Consider the following 20,131-nt stretch of genomic DNA (forward strand, 5'->3'; position numbering starts at 1 on the left):
GAAAAGTAAGCTATAAAATCATAAAAGCCCCAACTGGATACCCAAACCGCTTGATAATACTTTATTCAGGGCGATGTGAGCATTTTCAATTCAAGGCATATTGATGCAGGAATGGCATTCCCTTTTAAATCAATATAACGATGAAGTGATATTGCTCACACGCCCCGGAACGGTGGGTTTTAAATTGCTTTATTCTGCGTTAACTGATTTCGATTTAGCCCACTAGATCTTCAATCAGTCGCCTTGCCAAAAGCAATTTAAATTCCCACTGAATTTTGTATATTCAAGTGGTTTGGGTATCTCTGGGGCTTTTAGTCGGCGTGACTAATTAATTAGTCTTCGTCGATTGTGTTAGCGTAGCCTTCAGCGTCTAACAGGTTATCAAGCTCTGATGTGTCAGATGCTTTGATACGGAATAACCAACCGTCAGTGTACGGGTCGTTATTTACTGTTTCAGGCGAATCTTCAAGCTCTTCGTTGATTGCAACGATTTCACCGCCGATTGGTGCGTAGATGTCTGATGCTGCTTTTACAGACTCAGCTACTGCGCAGTCTTCACCCGCGTCAACTTCATCACCAACTTCTGGTAATTCAACGAATACCATGTCGCCAAGAAGTTCTTGTGCGTGCTCAGTGATACCTACAGTAAACGTACCGTCACCTTCGTCGCGAACCCACTCGTGTGAAGTAGCATATTTTAATTCGCTTGGGATATTGCTCATCTTTTTGTTCCTTTGGTTTATATTGGGTGATAACACCAAATTTTTTATAGTTTAGATAACTGATTTGCCGTTACGTACAAAGCAAGGTTTAACAACCTTAACGTTAACCAGTTTTTTACGCATCTCTACTTGGGCTGTTTCGCCAGTTGAACGCGGAACGCGTGCTAGCGCAACACTGTGACCAAGGGTTGGTGAGAATGTACCAGAGGTAATCACCCCTTCACCACCTTCAACGATGACTTTTAAACCGCTACGCAATACGCCTTTTTCTTCAAGCACTAAACCAACTAGTTTGTCTGTGCTCTTATCAGCGCGTTGCTGCTCTAATACTTCACGACCGATAAACTTACGATCTTCTGGCTCCCATGCGATTGTCCACGCCATGTTTGCAGCAAGTGGAGAAACACTTTCGTCCATATCTAGGCCGTAAAGGTTCATACCCGCTTCAAGACGTAACGTATCACGTGCACCTAGACCCGCTGGCGCTACGCCTGCGTCTAGAAGTTGTTGCCATAAATCAGCAGCTTGATCGTTAGGCACTACGATTTCATAACCATCTTCGCCAGTATAGCCTGTTGTCGCAATAAATAAATCACCTGCTTGCACACCAAAGAAAGGCTTCATACCTTCAACAGCAGCTTGTTGCTCTGCGTTAAGTACTGTTGCTGTTTTAGCACGTGCATTAGGGCCTTGAACGGCAATCATTGCAAACTCAGGACGCTCAGTAACCGTTACGGCGAAATCAGCCGAAAATTTAGCTAAATGCGCTAAATCTTTTTCACGTGTTGCTGAGTTAACTACTAAACGGTAGTTCGTTTCTGAGAAGAAGTAGATGATTAGGTCGTCGATTACGCCGCCTTCTTCGTTAAGCATACCTGTGTAAAGTGCTTTACCCGGTACAGTTAACTTAGCAACGTCGTTTGCAACTAGCTTACGTAAGAACGCTTGTGCTTGCTCGCCTTGAATATCGACAATAGTCATGTGAGATACGTCAAACATACCTGCATCTGTGCGAACCGCATTATGCTCTTCGATTTGTGAGCCGTAGTTGATTGGCATTTCCCAGCCGTGGAAATCAACCATTTTTGCGCCAGCTTCAAGGTGCTTAGCATGTAAAACTGTTTTAGAAGTCATAATATTCCTTCACTTTTAAATTAACCCACAAGTTGTGGGGCGTGGCCTCAATTTAATGAGGGGGAATAACATGGGCGGCGATTATACATTAGTTGCACAGTTGTCACACCCAAATTGCGATTTTGTAACTAAAAAACAGCTAAACACCCAAGTGCGTAGCTGTTTTAAAAATTTTATCTTTTAAGCAACGTTGGCTAAGGCTAAATCAAAGCCGAGCTGCTGTAAGTGCGTTCGCCATTTATCAAGCTCAGCTTGGCGCGCCACCAGCTGAAATTGCTGTGTTGCTTGGTTATCTATGGCGGTAATAAATACCTCACCGCTTTGTGCACCATAGCAGCTGCGCATGTCTGATAAACGCAGCCCCGGCGTTAGCTTAAAGCTGTCGACCAAGGCATCAAACGCTTGCTCACCACTTAGGGTTAGCGCGCTTAAATCGTCACGCATTACGTAATCAATGTCGTAACGTAGTTGTTGCTCATTAATAAGCGACTGTAATTGCACGCTGGCATCTTTACCTAATACAAAACGAAATGCAGTTTCGTTAAAGTAATACAGGGCATAAGCGTAGCTGCTTGTTAGGTCATCGTCTAATGAACTACGTAAGCCTAAACCGCTGGCGGTTAGCTTATTAATATCAAGACCTAAAATAGCCGTTAAAAATGGGATTGCTTCAGTGCCACTAAAATCCATAATGGCAGTATCGCTATTAGCTTGTAGCACGTTGTCTGCTGGGGTTTCAGCTTGGCTGTGGCGAGCAAACATTATTGGCGTAAAAGTCATATGTGACACCTATCAATCGTTAATGCTTGAAGTATATTGCGCCGTGCTGGCAACAACAAATTGTAATTATTTATCAATTGATAAATAATGCTTATATACATAGCCCTATAAATAGAATTTTTTAATGAAAAACATTTCTACCGATAGTTTACGTACTTTAGTCACTGTTGTTGAAGTTGGCGGATTTGCCAAAGCGGGTGAATTATTAGGGCTATCGCAACCGGCTGTGAGCTTACAAATAAAGCGCCTTGAAGATATGCTGGGCCATAAGCTGTTTAAAAAGCAAGGCCAGCGCCAAGTGCTTAATCAATACGGCGAATTGCTTATGCCATTAGCTAAGCAAATGCTGCAACAAAATGATGCCATTTTGCAGCAGTTCACCAGCGAAAACGTGACCGGTAAAGTGCGCTTGGGGATCCCCAGTGAATTTGCCGCACGTATTTTACCTTCGATCATAGGTGACTTCGTGGCCCTCTATCCTGACGTATCGCTCGAAGTGCGCTCTCGTTTGAGTAAACATTTATTGTCGGTCTCGCGCCAAGATCAATTCGATTTAGTATTGGCATTAAACGAAGAGCTCGAATCAGCTAAGTTCCCTATTTTTATGCAAGACCAACTAGTATGGGTGGGTGATTTAAACCTTGCACAGAACGATGTGGTAACCCTTGTAACCGCCCCTGAGGGATGTATATATCGTCGCCGCGCAATCGAGGCACTACAAAGTGCGGGTATTAAATACCGCATTGCTTACAGTAATGCCGACTTAACCGGCCTAACAGCAGCATTAAAAGAAGGCTTAGGCATTACGGTACTCTCAAAAAGCACCGTACCGAATGAGCTTAACTACCAACTGCAAACCAAAGACCTCCCCGAGCTTGGTCAAATCGGTATTAGTTTAATTAAACGCACCGACGACCCCGGCACCGCCGTAGACAAACTCGCCGAGTTCATCGCCTTGCGTTTGACGTAGGTTTGAGTTAGCGAGTTAGCGAGATTGTAGCAGCGATTTTATATCGCGTAGTAAATGAAATATGTAGTCGTTCTGTTTACATGACACGTTTTAAATAGATCATCGCGCGAAATAAATTTCACGCCTACGGTGCTAGGTGCTAGTTTTAGATTCGTAAAGAGGGCTCCCTACCAAATCGACTTTTTTCGGCGTTAAAACGCCTCCTACAACTCGCATCTCGTTCCTCGGAACTCGTACCTTTCCTCTTTACTCTTTCTAACTTGCTAACTTTTCAATCTGATAGCTGACGGCTGAAAGCTGATAGCTCTTATGTTCATCGCGCGAAATAAATTTCACGCCTACGGATGAGCATTTCAATTTAACTATGTGCAGGCACAATCTAACTTCTAACCAATGATATCTAATATCTCCATTTTTTCGGCGTTAAAACGCCTCCTACAACTCGCATCTCGCAAACTTTCCCCTTTACTCTCGCTAACTTGCTAACTCGCTAACTTTTAATCTGATAGCTGATAGCTGATGGCTCCAAACGTTGGGTTTCGCTTCGCTCTACCCAACCTACGAGCTGATGGCTCCGACCTGTTAAGTTTTACTTAACACCACTCAAAACCTCAGGCTAGTATTACAATACTACTATATTCATTATATTTGATTGATTTCATAAACTTACAGTTCAGACCTGTTTTATTACAAATAGGATTGATTCGCATTATTTTACATGTTTTAATTGCGCCGATTAAAAAAATCTAAACATATACAGGACACACAATGACACCTAAGTTTATTGTTTCTACGCTTTCGACTGCGGTCGCTTTATCTTTAAGCGCTAATGCTTTTGCAAAAGATGTAACTAAAGAAGAGAAGAACTTCGAGCAAATCACTGTAATTGGCTCTGCATCTGCAATTAACGATATTCCTGGCTCTGCTACTTTTATTGATGAGCAAGAACTAGAAAAGTTTGAATATACTGATATCTCACGTGTTTTAAGTGCTGTACCGGGTGTATATGTACAAGAAGAAGACGGCTACGGCCTTCGCCCTAACATCGGTATGCGTGGTACGGGTACAGGTCGTAACGACAAAATCTCAGTAATGGAAGATGGTGTACTTGTAGCACCAGCACCTTACTCAGCGCCTTCTGCTTACTACTTCCCTACTATGGGTCGTATGGAGTCTATCGAAGTACTTAAAGGTGCAGCTTCTGTAAAGTATGGCCCGCGTACAACAGGCGGTGTTTTAAACTTAGTTTCTCGTAGCTTACCAACTGAAGGGTCTAAAGGTTTACTTAACGCCGAGCTTGGTAGCGACGGTTTCTACAAAGGTCATGCTTATTTCGGTAAAAAGAAAAACAATGCTGCGGGCCTTGTAGAAGTATTTACTTACGGTGCAGATGGCTTTAAAGATTTACCTGTAGGTAGCGACAACACAGGCTTTGAAAAGAATGATTTCTTATTAAAGTTTGGCTTTGACTTTGGTGATAACGAAGCACACAGCCTAGAAATGAAATTAAAGTACTCAGACGAGCGCTCTGACGAAACGTACATGGGTTTAACTGACGCTGATTACCAAGCAAACCCTTACCGTCGTTATGCGGCATCACAAAACGATGAAATGAACACACAACACAATGCATACCAAATCAACTATGCATACCGCTTTGGTAAAGGTTATGAGCTACTTGCTACAGCTTACCTAAACGATTTCCACCGTAACTGGTATAAAGCAAGCAAAGTAAGCAGCAGCTACCTTGAGCAATACAGCGAGTTTGAAGCAAACCCAACGAGCGAAGGTATTGAAGGTGTTGGCGTAAAAGCGAATAACCGTGATTACCAAGCGAAAGGCTTACAAACTGAATTCCATATCCCTGCGGGCAACCACTACATCACTGTGGGTGCACGTTACCATGAAGATGAAATGGATCGTTTCCAATGGGAAGACAAGTACACGCTTAACCAAGACCTATCAATGACGCTTACAGAAAAAGGCGTTCCAGGTTCAAACAGCAACCGTTTAGATAGCGCAGAAGCAACGACCCTATTCATTCAAGATGAGTGGTCACTTGATGCATTGGTCATTAGCGCAGGTCTTCGCTACGAAGACATCACAATCAAACGTGTTGAATGGGCTAAGTCTGATCCAAACCGTGAAAATGGCTTAACAAAAGATATCAGCAACGACACTGAGATCTTAGTACCATCACTAGGTGCTACTTACACTGTAAGCGATAACCTAACGCTTCTTGCTGGTATTCAAAAAGGTTACGCACCAGCAGCCCCAGGTAATGCGGATCAAGAAGAAGAAGAGAGTGTTAACATTGAGCTAGGTGGTCGTTACGATTACGCGGGCATTCAAGGTGAAGTAATTTACTTTAACTCTGACTACACAAACATGCACGGTAACTGTACTGCGGCTGTAGGTTGTAGCGATGACAACATTGGCGACCAATACAACTACGGTGAAGTATCTGTGTCTGGCTTTGAGCTAAGTGCAGGTAAAGTATTTGCTACTAATGCAGCTTCGTTCCCAATTCGCTTAACTTACACTTACACTGATTCTGAGTTCGACAACGCGTTTGAATCGGATCTTTGGGGTAGCGTAGAAAAAGGCGATGCAATGCCATACGTGCCTGAAAACCAATTAGCGCTTTCAGTGGGTGCTGAGTTCTCAAGCTTCGTATTCGATACGCAAATGCGTTATGTATCTGATGCACACGCAGATTTAACAGACTCAGGTCGCAATGCAATCGACAGCCGCGTTGTATGGGATTTAGCGGCTAAATACCTCATCGACGACAAACAAAAAGTATATCTAACAGTAGACAACCTGTTTGACAAAACCTACGTTGCAAACCGTGCAAACGGCGGTATTCAACCAGGTAAACCACGTACCCTACAACTAGGTTACAGCTACTCGTTCTAATAAAACGCTTAGCGAAATATCAAAAGCCGTGTGATGAAAATCCCACGGCTTTTTTGTGGGTGTGAGTTAGCAAGATTGTAACCGCGATTTTATATCGCGTAATTCAATGAATACTCACAAAGAGCTATAGAGACGCTGCGCTTCATAGAAAAAGTAATACTCACAAAGAGGAAAAGAGACACTACGCTTTAGAGGAAAGTAATTATTAGTTTTATTGGGTTACTCATTCACTTCTCATTGTTTTCTCTTTGTGCAAAAAAAAGTGAAACGTTGGGTTTCGCTCCGCTCTTCCCAACCTACGAGTTAATGAATCAAGCACTGTAAGTCGTCATTTATAGCGACACATAATAGTTAAAATTGACGGGCTAAAGCCCGACCTACGTGTTGCTTTTGTGGTTAAATAAGCATCGCGCGAAATAAATTTCACGCCTACGGATGAGCATTTCAATTTAACTATGTGCTGGCACAATCCAATCTAATTTCTAACCACTGATATCTAATATCTCTTTTTTCGACGTTAAAACGCCTCCTCCACCTCGTATCTCGTCCCTTTCCCCTTGCTAACTCAAAACTCGCTAACTTTTACACACAAAAAAGCCGCGGTGATGGGCGTACCGCGGCTTTGCCTAACTTGAAAATAATCTACTGGATTACTTCCAGCTTCTCATCTTATGGCCTTTTAAGGCGTAAAATAAAATGAATACATAACTAGGGATCATAACAATGTAAGCGCCTTGTGCGCCTAGGCCTGCTACGTTTCCTAAACCGATTAATAATGGGCCGAGTGCACCACCAGCAATACCCATGATCAATAAGCCTGATGCAGTGCCTGTTAAGCGACCTAAGCCAGCTAAAGCCAGTGGCCAAATTGCAGGCCAAACCATGGCATTAGCAAAACCTAATAACGCAATGCATAACAATGGGTCTGGTAATTGTGGGCCACCAAATGGCACTAATAATAGGTTTGAAATAATGAACGAGTCATTACTGCCAAGCACCACTAACAACACGGTAATAATACCGGCAATACCCGACATTAATAACGCTGTTTGTTGGCTCATAAAGCGTGGAATAGTCAAAATACCAATCGCGTAACCAATCAACATACACGCCATGGTGTAAGAGGTCATAACTGAGTAATCAGCAACGCCAATTTGTAAAGCGTACGAGCCAATGGTATCTGCTGCAATAACTTCAACAGCAACATATAGCGCAATCCCCACTACACCTAAAACTAAGTGAGGGTGTGCTAGGGTTTCTTTAATTTCACCTTTGCCGTTTGATGTTTCATCTTCATCAAATACTAAATCAGGTAATGGTGCGAATTTCGCAAATGCTGCAAATAACATAATTAAAGCGGCAATCAACACATAAGGCATGATAAGGCTATTTGCCATAATGTCTTTTTGCTCTTGTGATAATTTACCTGCACCATCAACAACACCGCTTACTACTACAGCTGCAAAAATCACAGGCACGATAACACCCGCAAATTTGTTTAATAAGCCCATGATACACACGCGCACAGCGGCTGATTTTTCAGAGCCCATTTTCACCACGTATGGGTTAACAGCGGTTTGTAGCACGGTTTGTCCAACACCTATCATTAACTGTGCGAACAAAAAGATTTCGATCATTTGCAGTTTCGCAGCAGGAATATACATCAGCGCCGATAAAGCCATAATCGCACAGCCAATTGCCATACCATTCTTATAACCAACGCGCTTTATCAGCATAGCCGATGGGATACCGGCGACTGTTACCGCAATATAAAAAGAAGAGATGATAAACGAAGCTTGTAACGGCGAAAGCTCAAGCATTTGCTGCAAAAATGGTGTAATTGCACCATTAAGCCACGTTATACACCCTAAGATAAAAAACATTGAGCCGGCCAATACCATTGGCAGCCAGATGCTTTGTTTTGTGTTGTTGTCACACTCAACCGTTGCTTCCATAATTGTTCTCTTAGTTTAATTATTTTTATTTGGTTGGAATTTAGTATACAACTCAACAGAGCTGTTTAATTTCCATACCAATCACAAAAATTTAATCATACACTAACAAAAATGACAGCGCTATCATTTTGCATTCATATAAGTGCTAAAAAGCCGCAGCTAATTGCTTAGCTGCGGCTTAAACTAAATAGTAACAACTAGTTAGGCGTTATTTACCAATTGCTTCTTTTGCAAACAAATGTTTAATTGGACCTAGGTTGTCTACAAGGCTTAAACCAACACCACGTACAAGCTTTTTCAGTGGATTAGCGCCCGCAAATAGCTCTTTTAAGCCTTGCATCATGGCAATATGTTTTTGTGCATCAAGCTTACGAGTACGTTCATAATCACGCAGCGTGCGTGCACTTGCAAACTCGCCTTGCTCATTACTTAATAGCTCAATTAAATAAGCGGCGTCTTTTAGGCCAAGGTTCATACCTAAACCAGCTAATGGATGAATGGTATGCGCTGCATCGCCCATTAATACTACTTTGCCCGACACCCACTGCTGGGCATAACGCATCTTAAGTGGAAACGCCATGCGCTCACTTTGCACTTCACATAAACCACATTGGCCATCAATGGCTGCCATAACCGCTTTATTAAAGTTGTTATCATCAAGCGCTAAAAGTGTGTCGCAATGCTCAGGGCTTGTTGACCAAACAATTGAGTGCGTATGTTTATCTGGCAAGGGTAAAAACGCCAGCGGCCCGGTTGGCAAAAACACTTGGCGCGCTGTGTTGTTATGCTCATCAGCGGTTTTAACCGTGGCAACAATAGCGTGATGGTCATAATCTTTGAAGGTAATTGGCATATTGAACTGCTTGCGAATAGCCGAGTTAGCCCCATCAGCCGCCACTAATAGTTTAGCAATCACAGGCTCGCCGCTTTCAAGAGTAATAAACACATCAGAGTCAGTTTGATGAATTTGCTGATAGCGAGTTTCGAATAGTAAGGTAGCATTACTTTGCTTTTCAAGTTCGCCAATTAAAGCGTAGCGAATAATGTCGTTTTCGACGATATGACCTAGTTGCGGTAAGTCGAGATCGTTATGATCAAAATGAATTTTGCCAAAGCTGTCTTGATCACGTACATCCATCGAGGTATACGGTGTAGCACGTTGTTTAATGATCTCTGGCCATACATTTAAAGACTCGAATAAGCCCTGACTAGCTAAGCTTAATGCGCTCACGCGAAGTGCGTAATCATCACCCGGTAAGGTTTGATTTTTACTCGCGTCAATCACCACAACGCTGATATCTGCTTTTGCTAAACCTAGTGCTAGCGTAAGACCAACACAGCCACCACCGACAATACAAACTTGTGCTTGTTTCATATCCGTTTACCTTGCTTAACCTGACCCATAAGCTGTTTTGCCAGCGGGGTTTTTAACGAGGAGAATAAATCCATTGAGAAAAGGCCTATGCTGCGACCAAGCGCGAGCAACCGTGTTGAGTTAGAGAACAAACGCACTAGGCTGTCTGTGAGTGTCATCACGGTCGTAATATCTTTACTGCGAGTTTGGCTGTAATAACGGGTAAAGGCGTAATCACCAAGGTCGTCTCTATTTGCCATATCACACAGTAGTTGCACATCACGCAGGCCTAAATTAAAGCCCTGCCCTGCAATTGGGTGAATAGCATGCCCTGCATTACCAATTAATACCGTACGGTGGCTGCTCAGTGATTCTGCTTTACCATAGACAAGCGGATAACTTGCACGCATACCCACTTTACTAAATGAACCGCCGCAGTAACCAAATGCTTTTTGTAACGCAGCTAAAAAGGCATCGTCTTCAAGCGTCATAGTGTGCTCAATTTGCTCAGGCTCCATACACCACACCAGTGAGTATCGGTTATTACTCATTGGCAACAGTGCCATTGGGCCGTGCTCAGTAAAACGCTCAAAAGCATGATTATGATGACCATCAGCCACTTCGATGTTAGCAATAATCGCCGCTTGCTGATAAGCGCGAGTATTAAACTCTATATTAGCTAGTTTACGGCTTTGCGAATGAGCACCATCGGCAATCACCACAAGCTTTGCGCTTAACTGCTCGCCCGAGCTTAGCGTGATATTGGCAAAATCGCTTTGGTATTCAAGCTTGGCAACCGTATCAGGGCAAAACAAACTAACATCAGTACGCGTAAGTTGCTGATGAAGGCTGCGCCCAAATGGGTTCACTTCGACCACATAACCAAGGGCATCATGACCATATTCTTGGCAATCAATATGTGTTTTACCAAAATGGCCACGGTCAGATACAGTTACTTTTTTAATCGCTGCTGCAAATGGCGCTTGGCAATCAAACGCATTGATTGATTTTAAGTACTGAACAGACTGCTGAGCCAGCGCAATGCTTCTATCATCAAAGCTTGGGTGATAGTCTGCGCTTACTTCATTTGCTTCAATTACAGCGATTGATAACTGCTTATTGCTCTGTTTTAGGCCTAGGGCACAACTTGCACCCGCCATTCCACCGCCGATAATGACAACATCAAACTGCTTTGCCACGCTTGCTCCTAGCCTTTGTTTGCTTGCATCACTGCTTCAATGTCACTAACGGTTTTAGGAACCGAAATGGTCAGGTTTTCATGGCCATCTTGAGTGACAAGTAAGTTATCTTCGATACGAATACCGATGCCTTTATATTGCTCTGGCGCTTTTGCATCTTTGCTAATATATAAACCCGGCTCGATAGTGAGCACCATGCCCGGCTCAAATACGCGCTCTTTTTCATCAAGCTTATATTCGCCAACATCGTGTACGTCTAACCCTAGCCAGTGACCAAGGCCATGCATGTAAAATGCTTTGCAGGCTTGGTTTGCCATTAGTTCATCAAGCTCACCAGTTAAAATGCCTAAATCAATAAGCCCTTGCGTTAATACCGTTGAGGCCAGTTCATTCGCTTTCGATAAACTACCGCCCGGCTTTACTTGGCTGAATGCTGCTTCTTGAGCTGCTAATACAATGTTGTAAAGCGCCGCTTGTGGTTCGCTAAACTTGCCATTGATTGGGAAAGTACGTGTGATATCTGCCGCATAACCTTCAAGCTCACAGCCAGAGTCAATTAACACTAAATCGCCATCTTTTAGCTCAGCGTCATTTTGTGTGTAGTGCAAAATGTTGGCGTTGTCGCCACTGCCGACAATCGTGCCATAAGCAGGATGACGAGCACCATTCATTGCATAATGGTGATGAAGCTCTGCTTCTAATTGGTATTCAGTTGCGCCAGGTTTGGCAAACTGCATAGCGCGAATATGGCCTTGCGCACTAATTTCGCAAGCTGTACGCATAATGTTTAATTCTGCGTCAGATTTAAACAAACGCATTTCATGCACTAAACCACGAATATCTTTAATAGTATGTGGGGCTTTATAGCCCTTTTTAGGTGCGCCGCGAAGTGTGTTTAATAAGTCCCAAACCTTTGCATCGAAATTTGCGTAAGTGCCTTGAGCATAAAATAAAATCTGCTGGCCGTTCACCAAATCTAATAATTGTTCATCTAGTTCACTAAGTGGGCAAGTTGCGTCGAATAAGTACTCAGATTTAGCTTTTTCGAAACCAATTCTTCGGCCATGCCAAATTTCAGCTAGTTTGTCTTTGTTACGGCAAATAAGCGTACTTGGTGTATCGCTTGACGGGCAAAGCACTAAAACTGCATCTGGTTCGTTAAACCCTGTTAGGTAGAAAAAATCACTGTCTTGACGAAATGCATATTCAGTATCACGGCTACGTGTTACTTCTCCTGCCGCAGGAATAATAGCCACGCTATTTTTATCCATCATCGCAAGCAAGCGCTCGCGGCGGGCTTTAAATTCAGCTTTATCGATTGCAATAGACGACATGCTAAACCTCTGTAATTTGATTAGTGAAGGGTCTTCTTAGGGTTTTTATCGGCTGGTTCTTTACCTAGCTCAGCAAAACATAACAGAGCAGAAACACGCACATACTCAATCACTTCGTGCAGTGCTTGGCTGTCTTCTTCGGTCTCTTCAAACATGGTGTCTAGGCGGGTAATTTCACTAAAATCGCTGATCACTTCTTTCACATCAGCAGATAACTTGCCGTAATCTTTTTGTTTTAAACCAAAACCAAGCATAAAACCCGATACCCAAGATACTAAGCCATTGGCTAAATCGATCAGCGTTTCGTCGTCGCTTGGTAAAAATAGGTCAAACTGAAATTCTTCATCGCTAAAGCTGGCAACAACCTGAGAATACACGTCAGCAAAAAATGCTTTTAAATCTTTATTAAAGGCTAAGCCATCATTGAATACATCGCTTAATAAACCTAAGTATTCGTCGGCTTCGATATTGATGCCACAGGCTAATAAACCACTGATCACACCATGGGCTTCAGCTGGTGCGACAAAAATTTCATTCTTTTCTAATAACAATTGGGCTTGTTGGTAATCAGGTAACGTGCTCATAACTTTTTCTTTGTTCGGCTAAGTAACGCCATGCTACCACTCGATAAATCGCAACTCCAATTAATTGTATGATTGAGGTCAAAAAGCAATCTGAAAAGTAAATAAGCAGTTAAAGGTGGGGAAAAACTACCCGAACGATCCGCTTTTTTTACTTCTATGGTTTAAGGATTGAAACTTGTCTTATATACTGAAGGTGTTCCCTAGGGTGCAGGAGCTTGGTTAAGTCCCTGAGCCGATAAATTTTATGTTAGGGTTTCTGTTCGTCTACTATTGTGCAAGCTCGGCATGTACCGAGAAGCCTACGGTAAACCGCAGATCCCCGCCCTGAAACCTCAAGGTTTCAGGACTGACACCGGGCACCGCATACTTGGGGAACACCATTTCTATCTAGTTACAAGTTTCAAGTTTCAAGTTTCAAGTTTCAAGTTTCAAGTTTCAAGTTTCAAGTTTCAAGTTTCAAGTTTCAAGTTTCAAGTTTTCAATAACTTCCCTTAGTTTTTCTCTTATACAAGAACTTATTACTCTTATTCGCGCGAAATAAATTTCACGCCTACGGTACTAACTTTACTCTTTCCCCTTGCTAACTCGCTAACTCATTTTTATCTGACTTCTGACGACTAATATCTAATATTTCCTATGTGTTGGGTTTCGCTTCGCTCTACCCAACCTACGGGCTAAAGCTCGACCTCGACTAACCCGTTATTTAAGAAATATCGCGCGAAATAAATTTCACGCCTACAGTATCGGGGTTAGCCATAGCAATGTGCGGGCACAATCTAATCTAACGTCTAACCACTGATATCTAATATCTCCATTTTTTCGGCGTTGAAACGCCTCCTACATCTCGAAACTCGTTAACTTTACTCTTTCCCCCTGCTAACTCGCTAACTTGTTTGTTTTTCTGATAGCTGACGGCTGAAAGCTGATAGCTCCTGTGTGTTGGGTTTCACTTCACTCTACCCAACACACATGCTTTCAACCTATCGCCCCCTACTTAAACCATCCCTGAAAGCGCTCCATTAATAGATAATTAACTGGCACTAATAGCAAGGTGATAAGCGTTGCGAAGATAATCCCAAAGCCAAGGCTTACAGCCATTGGAATAAGGAATTGTGCTTGCGTTGCTTTTTCAAATAACAGCGGCATTAAACCAATAAAGGTGGTTAAACTGGTTAGCATAACAGGGCGAAAACGTGCTGCCCCTGCAAGCTTAACGGTTTCCAGTAAATCACCGCCTTCTTCACGCTTCTTATTGATAAAATCAACCAGTACTAGAGAGTCATTCACTACCACGCCTATCAAGGCTAACATGCCAAGTAAGCTCATAATGGTTAACTCCATACCCATTACCCAGTGACCCATTACCGCACCTATCATGCCAAACGGAATAACACTCATCACAATTAATGGCTGCATATATGATTTAAACGGTATCGCTAATAACGCATAAATAATAAAGAATACAAACACGAGGCCCCAAGCCAATGAACCAAATGACTCTCGCTGCTCTTTGGCTTCACCTTCTAGTGTGTAATCAACACCTGGGTATTGCACCATTAGCTCATCTAAGTAGGTTTTTAAGTCTGCTTGCAGTACCGTCATATTGGTATTTGATTTTTCAACATCGGCTGTTACGTTCAATGTGCGATAGCGGTCAATACGATAAATAGACGATGGGCTTTGCCCCGGTACTAAAGTCGCCACATGCGAAAGCGGCACAGTACCACCAGCAGGTGTTTTAATAAGTATATCTTTTAAGTCTGCAACCGAGCGACGCTCTTCAATCGGTAAGCGTACCATTACGCGCACATCGTCGCGCCCACGTTGAATGCGCTGTACTTGCGCTCCAAAGAACGAATTGCGAACTTGTTGCGATACATCAACACGATTTAATCCAAGCGCTAACCCCTGCTCTGTCAGCTCAATTTGCAACTCTTCTTTACCATCTGACATGCTATCTGCAATTTCGTACACTGTTGGATAGGTCGATAAACGTACTTTAACTTTTTCAGCAACAGCTTCGAGAGTGTCGATTGAGCTACCGCTTAGCTGTACATCAATCGGGCTAGATGTTCGGCCAAACTCAGCACGGAAAGTTACACTCTCTGCACCCGGTATAATACCGATAAGATCACGCCATTCGCTGGCAAGCTCCCGTGAGCCTATATCTGATTCACGCTTTTCTGCTGGCATAATCTCAAATCTAACACTACCGGTATTTGACGAACCACCACGGCCACCTGTGGTTGCCAAAATATTTAGAATTACACTTTGACCTTCTTCATCGCGGTATTTATCTTGTAATTCTTTTGCCTTGTCTGACATTTTAATGACGTATTTATTGGTCACTTCAAACGGTGTTCCGGCAGGGAAAGTTACGGATGCACGTACAGTTTCACTTGGAATACGTGGGAAAAAGGTAAATTTAGTCCAACCACTTGTGATCAAGGTAACAATAATTACAAAAATCCCAACAAATAAGCTAACCGTAGCCATTTTATTCTTTAAAGCTAGATTCAATAATGGTTGGTAATACTTCATTATTGCGTGTTCAAAGCCATCGGCAAAACGCTGTTGAAGGCGCTCTAGTTTCGATGGTTCGCCCTTTTCATGGCGTAACTTTAAGTATTTTAAGTGTGCTGGTAATACAAACTTAGACTCAATCAAAGAGAACAGTAAAACAGGAATAACTACTACTGGAATTTGTGCAAATATAGCGCCTCGAGCACCTTCAATAAAAGCGAGAGGTAAAAATGCCGCAACAGTCGTGAGAACACCAAATGTTACCGGAGTTGCCACCTCTTGCGTTCCACGAATAGCGGCTTGCTCACCACTCTCTGCAGTTTTTAGGTGGGTGTAGACGTTTTCACCGGTCACAATGGCATCGTCAACAACAATACCTAGCACCAAAATAAAACCAAATAAGCTGATTACATTAAGTGTGATACCAAATATTGGCATCATTAAAAACGCGCCCATGAACGACACAGGAATGCCAATAAATACCCAAAATGCTATGGCAGGACGCAAGAATAAGGTGAGTAGCGCAAGGACTAAAATCCCGCCCTGAATTGCGTTACTAGTTAGCGTTGCTATTCGGCTTTTTACAACTTCTGAGTCATCATCCCAATAACTTAACTCAAACCCTTCCGGTAGTTGGCTTTGATGCTCAGTAATATAGTTTTTTACCTCATCAGCAACTTCAATCGCACTTTGCGGGCCAATACGATACACATCAATAAACGCCGCTTGTTTACCATTAAATCGAGTACGCACTGGGGTTTCTTCAAAATCATCGCTAATACGGGCTATGTCACCTAAACGAATAATAGTGCCATCAGCTTGGTTTTTTACCACTATGTTAGCAAATTCGTCTTTGCGATAAGCTTGACCTTTTGAACGAATGAGTACATCTCCCCCTTCGGTTTTTAAGTTACCAGCTGAAACATCTGTACTTGAATTGCTAATTGCTGAAGAAATGTCCGATAAGCGTAAATCGTATTGGCGTAAAGTATCTTGACTTACTTCAATGGCAATTTCGTAATCACGCACTCCGCTTAACTCAACTTGAGTTACACTAGGCAAACGTAGAAGCTCATCGCGTACAGTCTCGGCGTATTCAAGCGTTTCTTTTTCACCATAGATACTTGAAACAGTCACGGCGATTACTTCGCGCTTCCACTCAGCAAGCGAAACAATCGGTTTTTCAGCATCGACCGGAAAGGTGTTAATTGCATCAACCCGACTTTTAATATCAGCTAACAGCTCTCTTGGATCATACCCAGTCTCAACTTCAATACTTACCGAAGAAGAGCCTTCAGAAGAGCGGCTAGTGATACGCTTAACTCCCTCAAGATCTTGCACCGCTTCTTCTATGCGAATTGATACCGCTTTTTCAACATCTTCAGGAGTTGATCCTCGAAGTGATACACTGACACTAATTCGGTCAGACTCAAACGATGGAAATACTTCAAGTGGTATTTGCGTCGAAACGCTAAATAAACCCGCTAATAATATGCTGATCAGCAATAAGTTTGCTGCAACATGATTCTTTGTAAACCAAGCAATCATTATTGCGCTCCTTGCTCTTTAGGCGGCTGTTGATTGTTTGGGCGCTGTGCTTTTGCTCTAGTCGCTTGATACTCTTCGCTACCCATAACGGTAACTTGTGTACCAGAACTCACTTGACCAAGCGGTGTAATCACCAAGTTATCGCCTGCAGTCAAACCATCAGCGACAACGGCTTGGTTAGCGTTTTGCCAAGCCAGTGAGATATTTTTACGACGCAGTACACCTTGCTCTTCAACATAAACGTACGTGCCTTGGTAAATTGCGCTGTTTGGGATAACAATGGCACTCTCTATCGCCTTACCGGTAATTTGCGCTTTGATATACTGACCAATTTTGATTGGGTATTGATTCGCTGACGTTGCTTGGTAAGGATCGTTAATTTGTGCAACCACGTAAAGCTGCTGTGCACTTTCATCTATAGCCCCTTCGGTGCGTATAACTTGACCTTGCCAATACTGTTTGCCAACGAGATCTGAGCTGAATTTAACGAGTGAACCGGCGCTATTTTTAGCGCCATCACGAAACTGCTCTGGTAAGTTAATGAACGGCAAATCTTTATTTTTGATTGGTAAGCGAATTTCAACGCGATCAATCGCATAAATGCTAGCAAGTTCCATGTTATTACTCACCACTTGCCCTAAGTCTACGCTGCGACTTAAAACTCGCCCCGCGTATGGAGCAGTGATCTTTGTACGCTCTAAATCAAGCTTCGCTTTTTCAAGTGTCGCTTGCGCAGACAACACACTGGCTTCGGCTGCTGCTAATTGTGGTTTACGAAGTACCAGGCTACTTGCTTGTTCCCCCTTGCCTAAGCGCTCCCAATCAGTAATTGCTTGACGACCACGAGCTTGCTCTTCAAGTAAGCTTTGCTCAGCGGTTAATAACGTCGCTTGTGCTGATTTTACTTCGGCGCGGTGATCTCTATCATCTAGTTGCAACAACACATCGCCTTTTTCGAAAAAGCCACCTTCACGAAATTGCTCACTAATTTCGATAATTTGCCCTGAAGCCTGCGCGACTAGCATACTTTGCGTACGTGGCTTTACGGTGCCAAAACTATCAATCATTACTTGATAAGTTTCTGGTGTTAGAGTTTTAACAGCCACATTTACTTTCGCTTTCGGTGGTGAAGAAAAACGATTTGCTTGCGGCGGGTTACCTTTAATAAACATGACGAGTAATACCGTCACTACAATGACAATAACTGGAATTAATATTTTACGTGTCTTAGTATTCATGATTATTGCTCTGCTACTTCGCTATTTGCTTCACTAAAGTCACCGCCAAGGGCAATGTGTAAGTTGATTCTATTTTTAATAAGTTGGTTTTTGAGTTCGATAACAGAGCTTTGCGCGTTAAAAGAGCGATCTTGCGCATCAAGCACTGTCGTGTATGTTACTAAACCACTTTGATATTGCTCAAAAGACAAACGCTCTGCGGCAATTGCATTTTCTTGTGCTTCTAAGGTTTTCTCATAACGCACTTTCAAGGCTTGCTCTTGACTGATGGCTGTTTCAACATCGTTAAAGGCATCATAGAGTGTGGCAAGGTAAGCTTGCTCCTGACGTTTAACGCTAAGCCTTGCCTGCTCTTCATTGGCTTTTAAGCGACCACCTTCAAAAAGCGGCATTGAAATACTACCTATCAGTGACCAAGCTAAGCTTGAAGGTGAAAATAAATCACTCACTCTATCTGTGCTATCACTGATAGATGCTGAAAGATTTAAGCTCGGAAAACGTTGTTTGTGCGCGTAAGCAAGTCCCGCATCAGTACTTAACAACTGATACCAGCTTGCCATTAACGCTGGCTTGCGGGTGATAAGCTCTGAAGGTAAACCCGAAGGAATTGTGTTCTCAAGTAGTGGCAAACCGGCACTAACCGATAATGCCCCAGCAGGATATTGGCCTGTTAAACGCTCTAAATCACGAATTGATTTAGTTAACGTTGCTTGCTGTGCAGCAATATTCGAGCGCTCAGTATTTAGCTCATTACGGGCAAGGTAAACGTCAAGTGCTTCATTTAAACCTTGGCGATAACCTGACTCAATAATATCTAAATTTTTCTCAGCGTTTTGCTCACGCTGCTTATATAGCTCAAGTAACTTGTGGTTCGTAATAACATCAAACCAACCCGCTACTACATCAGCAACTAATTGTTGTTTGCTTTGCGCAAATGTGGCTTTTTCAGCTAGGTATTCAAGATTTGCTTGTCGTTCTGAGGCCGACAATTTGCCCCATAAATCAACTTCGTAGCTTAATTCTAATGATGCTGAGCTGGCGTTATTATAACTAACAGGGCGGTTATCTTTACTACGGCTCGCACGTGTTGATAAATCAAGGCTTGGCCATAAATCAGCCCCAGCAGCAATAAGCTGCTGCTCTTTAATCGCGACATCATAGCCCGCTTGTAAAATCGCTTGGTTATGGGCTAATGCTTGCTCAACTAAAGTAAAAACTTGAGGGTCGTGTAATTGCTGTAACCAGTTGTCTTCAACAGCAAGCACCTTGTCGCCAGAAGGAAGTTGCTGCCATGCACTTGGTACAGTCTCCAGCTCAGCAACTCGTTCATTGTGAGTCGGCTGGCTAGCACATGCACTTAGCAAAATTACACTTAAAGCCAATAAACTCGGCTTATATTGCCAATTCATTCTAAAAACCTGAAAAACATCTATTTATGAGTGTAATTCAAGCACCACGTTAAGTTTTGCTCAACAGACTTTACATAACATTACACAGCCTGACATTTGGGGACGATGAACGGTAGGAAAATGGAGGTAAGTTGCAAACTATCAGCTATCGAAAATCTTCCATGTAGTTTTTCTTTTATACAAGAACTTATTATTCTTATTCGCGCGAAATGAATTTCACGCCTACGGTACCGGGTTTAGCCATAGCAATGTGCGGGCACAATCTAACTTTACTCTTTCCCCTTTCTAACTCGCTAACTTATGTATTTAAATGATCTGACTCCATAAAAGTAGACACCTTTTTGGAGTCAGTAATCATGAAAGTAAAGTCACAGCGTAGATATTCCCTCGAATTTAAAATAAAAGTCGTTCAAGAGTCGTTAGACACCACAGATACAGTTAAGATGGTCGCGAATAAATACG

The 20,131-nt window shown here is 42.7% G+C and carries 13 protein-coding genes and 1 other RNA gene; 3 read left to right on the forward strand and 11 right to left on the reverse strand.

Translation table 11 applies throughout. From position 1 onward, the window contains the following. Window positions 1–332: 332 nt before the first annotated feature. The 3 genes from gcvH to NFU46_RS19520 form a co-directional block, all read right to left on the reverse strand. Window positions 333–722 (reverse strand): glycine cleavage system protein GcvH, encoded by a 390-nt coding sequence (gene gcvH, locus NFU46_RS19510; protein WP_054551324.1) that lies wholly within the window; start codon window positions 720–722, stop codon window positions 333–335. 51 nt (window positions 723–773) lie between these two features. Beyond that, on the reverse strand, window positions 774–1,856 hold the full coding sequence (gene gcvT / locus NFU46_RS19515; RefSeq protein WP_251604200.1) for a glycine cleavage system aminomethyltransferase GcvT: 1,083 nt from the start codon (window positions 1,854–1,856) through the stop codon (window positions 774–776). A gap of 180 nt (window positions 1,857–2,036) precedes the next feature. Then, a complete protein-coding gene (locus NFU46_RS19520) occupies window positions 2,037–2,636 on the reverse strand; it encodes a hypothetical protein (protein ID WP_251604203.1) in 600 nt (199 codons plus the stop codon). 124 nt (window positions 2,637–2,760) lie between these two features. Here NFU46_RS19520 and NFU46_RS19525 point away from each other — a divergent pair, with 124 nt between their 5' ends. Together NFU46_RS19525 and NFU46_RS19530 are read left to right on the forward strand one after the other, a co-directional pair. Further along, window positions 2,761–3,606, forward strand: a complete 846-nt coding sequence (locus NFU46_RS19525; protein ID WP_175080839.1) for a LysR family transcriptional regulator — start codon at window positions 2,761–2,763, stop codon at window positions 3,604–3,606. A gap of 768 nt (window positions 3,607–4,374) precedes the next feature. After that, window positions 4,375–6,525, forward strand: a complete 2,151-nt coding sequence (locus tag NFU46_RS19530) for a TonB-dependent receptor domain-containing protein (RefSeq protein WP_251604206.1) — start codon at window positions 4,375–4,377, stop codon at window positions 6,523–6,525. A 650-nt stretch (window positions 6,526–7,175) separates the two neighbouring features. On the opposite strand, the gene nagP is transcribed toward NFU46_RS19530, so the two are convergent. From nagP to NFU46_RS19555, 5 genes are all read right to left on the reverse strand, one after another. Further along, window positions 7,176–8,480 (reverse strand): N-acetylglucosamine MFS transporter NagP, encoded by a 1,305-nt coding sequence (gene nagP / locus NFU46_RS19535; RefSeq protein ID WP_055198117.1) that lies wholly within the window; start codon window positions 8,478–8,480, stop codon window positions 7,176–7,178. Between the two features lie 208 nt (window positions 8,481–8,688). Further along, window positions 8,689–9,855 carry an FAD-dependent monooxygenase gene (locus tag NFU46_RS19540; protein WP_251604209.1) on the reverse strand — a complete coding sequence of 389 codons (1,167 nt, stop codon included), beginning with the start codon at window positions 9,853–9,855 and terminating at the stop codon, window positions 8,689–8,691. Continuing rightward, window positions 9,852–11,033 (reverse strand): 2-octaprenyl-6-methoxyphenyl hydroxylase, encoded by a 1,182-nt coding sequence (gene ubiH, locus NFU46_RS19545; protein ID WP_251604212.1) that lies wholly within the window; start codon window positions 11,031–11,033, stop codon window positions 9,852–9,854. Before ubiH ends, NFU46_RS19540 begins: the two co-directional genes overlap by 4 nt. Window positions 11,034–11,041: 8 nt before the next feature. Then, window positions 11,042–12,367: a Xaa-Pro aminopeptidase gene (gene pepP / locus NFU46_RS19550; RefSeq protein ID WP_251604216.1), complete on the reverse strand. Its 1,326-nt coding sequence runs from the start codon at window positions 12,365–12,367 to the stop codon at window positions 11,042–11,044. A 20-nt stretch (window positions 12,368–12,387) separates the two neighbouring features. Beyond that, window positions 12,388–12,951 (reverse strand): UPF0149 family protein, encoded by a 564-nt coding sequence (locus NFU46_RS19555; RefSeq protein WP_054551315.1) that lies wholly within the window; start codon window positions 12,949–12,951, stop codon window positions 12,388–12,390. A 194-nt stretch (window positions 12,952–13,145) separates the two neighbouring features. On the opposite strand from NFU46_RS19555, the gene ssrS reads away from it, so the two are divergent. Continuing rightward, window positions 13,146–13,329: non-coding RNA, 6S RNA (ssrS, locus tag NFU46_RS19560), on the forward strand. Between the two features lie 612 nt (window positions 13,330–13,941). Here ssrS and NFU46_RS19565 read toward each other — a convergent pair. The 3 genes from NFU46_RS19565 to NFU46_RS19575 are packed head-to-tail and all read right to left on the reverse strand — an operon-like array spanning window position 13,942 to window position 19,669. After that, on the reverse strand, window positions 13,942–17,022 hold the full coding sequence (locus NFU46_RS19565) for an efflux RND transporter permease subunit (RefSeq protein WP_251604219.1): 3,081 nt from the start codon (window positions 17,020–17,022) through the stop codon (window positions 13,942–13,944). Next, entirely contained in the window at window positions 17,022–18,260 is a 1,239-nt protein-coding gene (locus tag NFU46_RS19570; RefSeq protein ID WP_251604222.1) for an efflux RND transporter periplasmic adaptor subunit, read from the reverse strand. The genes NFU46_RS19565 and NFU46_RS19570 overlap by 1 nt, the downstream gene beginning before the upstream one ends. A 2-nt stretch (window positions 18,261–18,262) precedes the next feature. Then, on the reverse strand, window positions 18,263–19,669 hold the full coding sequence (locus tag NFU46_RS19575) for an efflux transporter outer membrane subunit (RefSeq protein WP_251604224.1): 1,407 nt from the start codon (window positions 19,667–19,669) through the stop codon (window positions 18,263–18,265). Between the last annotated feature and the right edge of the window lie 462 nt (window positions 19,670–20,131).

This window comes from Pseudoalteromonas sp. NCCP-2140 (genome assembly GCF_023708065.1).
Lineage (GTDB): Bacteria > Pseudomonadota > Gammaproteobacteria > Enterobacterales > Alteromonadaceae > Pseudoalteromonas.